5 protein-coding genes and 1 pseudogene are annotated in these 3836 nt (G+C 72.6%); all 6 read right to left on the bottom strand.

What is annotated here, in order from left to right:
• Positions 1-265: HigA family addiction module antitoxin (locus AB1634_18910; protein MEW6221582.1), on the bottom strand; the 265-nt coding region annotated here is incomplete at its 3' end.
• A gap of 13 nt (positions 266-278) precedes the next feature.
• Positions 279-368, bottom strand: a pseudogene (locus AB1634_18905) (type II toxin-antitoxin system RelE/ParE family toxin).
• Between the two features lie 27 nt (positions 369-395).
• Positions 396-1094 carry a 7-cyano-7-deazaguanine synthase QueC gene (gene queC, locus AB1634_18900; GenBank protein ID MEW6221581.1) on the bottom strand — a complete coding sequence of 233 codons (699 nt, stop codon included), beginning with the start codon at positions 1092-1094 and terminating at the stop codon, positions 396-398.
• Between the two features lie 13 nt (positions 1095-1107).
• Positions 1108-1488: a YdbL family protein gene (locus AB1634_18895; protein ID MEW6221580.1), complete on the bottom strand. Its 381-nt coding sequence runs from the start codon at positions 1486-1488 to the stop codon at positions 1108-1110.
• Positions 1475-1687 carry a hypothetical protein gene (locus AB1634_18890; protein ID MEW6221579.1) on the bottom strand — a complete coding sequence of 71 codons (213 nt, stop codon included), beginning with the start codon at positions 1685-1687 and terminating at the stop codon, positions 1475-1477. The genes AB1634_18895 and AB1634_18890 overlap by 14 nt, the downstream gene beginning before the upstream one ends.
• A 33-nt stretch (positions 1688-1720) precedes the next feature.
• The coding region (locus AB1634_18885) for a YdbH domain-containing protein (GenBank protein ID MEW6221578.1) at positions 1721-3836 on the bottom strand (2116 nt) is incomplete at its 5' end.

Here is a 3836-nt window from a genome sequence, read left to right as displayed (position 1 = left end):
GATCCTCCAGGGCCTCCAGCGCAACCTCCATATCATAGTGTGATTGGAGGTTGAGCCAGAATTGCGCCTCCATGTTGAAATACCGGCCAAGGCGCAGGGCCGTATCAGCGGTGATAGCCCGACGACCGCGCACAATATCGTTGATGCGCCGGGCTGCGACACCGAGATCCTTCGCCAGCCGGTACTGGCTGATTCCCAATGGCTCGAGAAACTCGGCCCGAAGAATCTCGCCGGGATGAATGGGAGGAAAATCGCGCGTTGCCATGATGCCCTCGTAGTCAGTGGTAGTCGACGATTTCAACGTCGTAAGCATTGCCGCCCTGCCATACGAAGCAGATCCGCCACTGCTTGTTGATGCGTATACTGTGCGGTTTCTTTGCACTTGAAGGAGCCAATCATGGTGGCTGGTAGACGGTGGGATCGGCAACCCCGGCCTCGGCAAAGCCCTTCTGGCGCAGGCGGCAGGCGTCGCAGGCGCCGCAGGCGCGGCCTGCGGGGTCGGGATCGTAGCAGGAGTGGGTGGCGGCCAGGTCCACGCCCAGCCGGATGGCCAGGCGGATGATCTCGGCCTTGGTCATGGCCAGGAGCGGGGCGTGGAGGCGGAAAGGCCGGCCGCCCTCCACCCCGGCCCGGGTGCCCAGGTTGGCCATGGCCTCGAAGGCGGCCAGGAACGCGGGCCGGCAATCGGGATAGCCGGAGTAGTCGATGGCGTTGGCGCCGATGAAGATGTCCGCCGCGCCCAGGGTCTCGGCCCAGGCCAGGGCCAGGGAAAGGAAGACGGTGTTTCTGGCCGGCACGTAAGTGGAAGGGATCTCGGCCAGGTCCGGCCGGTCCTTGGGCACTGGCTGGTGGCCGAGCAGGGCGGAGCCGGCCAGGCGGTTCAGCTCCAGGCGCAGCACCAGGTGGCCGGCAGCCCCGAAGGCCCGGGCCGCCTGCCGGGCGCGCTCCAGCTCCAGCCGCTGGCGCTGGCCGTAGTCGAAGCTCAGGCAGTAGCAGGCATAGCCCTCCTGCCGGGCGGCGGCCAGGACCGTGGTGGAGTCCAGGCCGCCGCTCAGGAGGACGATGGCCTTGGCCGGCTCGGCGCTTGCCGTCATGGTGGATTCCTTGTTAGCGCTTCTCTTGCCAGCGGCCGTCCGGGCCCTGGAGCCATTCGCCAGGCCGGGCCCGCTGCCAAAGCTGCCGGGCCCGGCGCTGGCCCACCAGCTCCGGGGTGGTGCCGCTCTCCCGGGCAATGGCGCTGTAAACCGTCTGGCGATCGGCATTCTCGGCCCGGACCAGGTCCTCCTGGGGGCGGGCGTTGCCCAGGTAGTCCAGGAAGCCCTGGCTGCTCTCACCGATGATCCCCTGGGCCTTGAGGGCACTGATGGCGGGCAGGCGCTCCCGCATCCGCTCCTTGATGCCGTCCCGGGCCCAGGCCGGAGCCGCGGCCAGCAGCGCCGCGGTCACCAGGAATGCGACCCAGCGGAGCAGGCCGTCACGGCTCTTCATGGCTCGGTCCTCCAGCAGGGGTGGTCGCCGCCTGGTCGAGGTCGTCGAAGAACTCGTCCAGGGCCCGGTCCACCTTGACGTTGACATCGATGGTGATGCGGATCGGCTTCACCTCCACCGGCGCCACCGCCACCTCGTGGCGGGTGCAGCCGGCGGCGATCAGGCCCAGGGCTGCCCAGCACACCGCCTTTCCGGTCATGCCGCACCTCCGTTGTGCACCGCTTTCTTCTGCCTACCGGAGAAGCCTTCCCAGCCCCCGGCCATACCGCACCAGGGGGTCCAGGGGCAGGGTAAATCTCAGGTCCAGGCGGATGCCCTGGAACAGGGAGCCGGGGTGCGAGGCCGGATCGACCTGCACAAAGGCCCCGGTCTCCTCCTGGAAGACAAAAGGGAGGGGGCCGGCGGGCCGGCCGTCCAGCTGCAGTCGCAGTCGCAGGTCCTCGGCCTGGGGCTCCAGCTCCAGCCGCAGCCACTGGTAGTCATAGTCCCGAAGCGCCTCGGCAGCAAGAGCAATTCCGCCCAGCTCCGGCCGGTCGGTGGACAGGCCCGCGGCCAGCAGCCGGTCGGAGGGCAGCCGCAGGCGGCCGCCGGTGCCCGGCGTCGAGGCGAAGAAGCCGTGGCCCAGCGCCAGCTGGTCCCGGGACCAGTGGATGGGCAGCCGGCCGCTCAGGGTGCCGTCCCCTTCCGCCGTGCCCAGCTGGAGCTGGGTCGCGAGGTCAGTGATGCGCAGCCGGTCGGCGGCCAGCTCCAGCTCGGCGGCGCCGGCATCCCGGCCAAGGCGCGCCGCCGTCAGGCTGAGCCGGCCGCCGCACCAGGAGGCGCTGGCCCGCTCCACGAGCAGGCTGGCAGCGGATTCCAGGGTGAAATCCGCCGCCCCCTCCAGAAGCGCGATGCGGCCTGCGGTCAGGCGCTCGAACCGCAGGCGGCTGCCGGGCCGGCCTGTAAGGGGGATGATCTCGGCCAGGGCCAGCTCCAGCCCCAGGCCTTCCACCAGGAGATCCTGGGCCGGCCAGCGCACGCTGCCGTTCCGGAGGCCCAGGGCGGCCTGCCCGCGGGGGCCGGCCGGTTCGAGGGTCAGCCGGCCGCGGCCTTCCAGCACGCCAGCCAGAAAGACGCCCTGGGCCGCCGGCGCCAGGCGGCCCAGATCCAAGTCCGCGGGCAGAGGGGTGGCGGGCAGCTGCCAGTGGAGGCCGGCGGCCAGCCCGCCTGCCGCCGACCAGCCCAGCTGACCCGCAAGATCCACCGCCAGCTCCGGCAGGGGATCCGGACGGAAGCGGCCGGCCACGGTCAGGCCAGTGCCCTCCTGCCGCAGCGTGGCGGCAAGGTCGCCCCACGGGCGCGGCCCCAGCTGCAGCCCCTGCAGCCGCAGCTCGCCGCTGCTGCCCGCAGCCGGCGGCGGCCACTGGAAGGGCAGGGCCAGGTCGGCCGCGGCCAGCGCCACCTGGCTGGCGTACGCCTCCAGGGCGATATCCGCCAGGTGCAGCCGGGCCTGGCCTCGCCAGTTCTCGGCCCCAGGAGCGGCCCCGACTGCCAGGTCCGCCGCACCCAGGCGCAGGCGGCGGCCGCCGGCCTGGAGCAACCCCTCGTCAATCGAGAGAGCCAGCTCCAGTCCCTGGCCGCTGCTGTGGCCGGTGAGGGAGACCGCCCCGAGACCCGCTGTCAGATCCTGGCCCTGCAGGCCCAGATCCCGGAGGCTGAGCTGCAGGCGGCTGCCGCCTTGCTCCCCGGCGCCAAGGGCCGCCTGCAGGGAGCCCACGCTGCCGGCCAGGGTGCGGTGGGCCAGGGCCAGCTGGCAGCGGCTCGGCGGCCCCGCCGAGGCTGTCAGCTGCCAGGCGCCGGCAGGATCGGTGCCGCCGGCCAGCTGCAGGCGCCAGTGCGGCAGCAGCACCGAGGCGCCCTGGTGCTCCACCGTGAGCCCGTTGACGAGGAGCTGGCCGTCCAGGGTCGCGGCCCGGGGATTGGCCAGGGGCAGCTGGCCGTGGCCGTCCAGATCGGCGTGGCCGGCAAGACCGAGCGCGGCTGGCAGGCGGCCCAGGCGGCCCAGGACGGCCAGGTCCAGCCGCCCGGTCAGGCGGTCCGCCAGGAGCTGCTGCCGGTCCGGCGTCAGGCGGAGGTCGGCCGCCACCGGCATGCCGGCGGCAAGGACCTCCACCCGCCAGGCCGATCCGCCGGTCTCCGGGGCCGGCCGGGACCGGAGACAGAGCTCAAAGGGCAGCTCCAGGGTGCGGCCAGGCAGCTCCAGGAGCAGGCGGCCGCCGGCCACCTGCAGCTCGCCCAGCGGGAGCAGCCCGGCCACCGGCAGCCCGGCGGGCGTGGCGGTCCCCGGGGACGCAGCGGGCAGGAGGCCG

Source organism: Thermodesulfobacteriota bacterium (assembly GCA_040755095.1).
Lineage (GTDB): Bacteria > Desulfobacterota > Desulfobulbia > Desulfobulbales > JBFMBH01 > JBFMBH01.
Note: the sequence above shows the minus strand (reverse complement) of the source record. Positions and strands in the feature narration are given on the sequence as shown.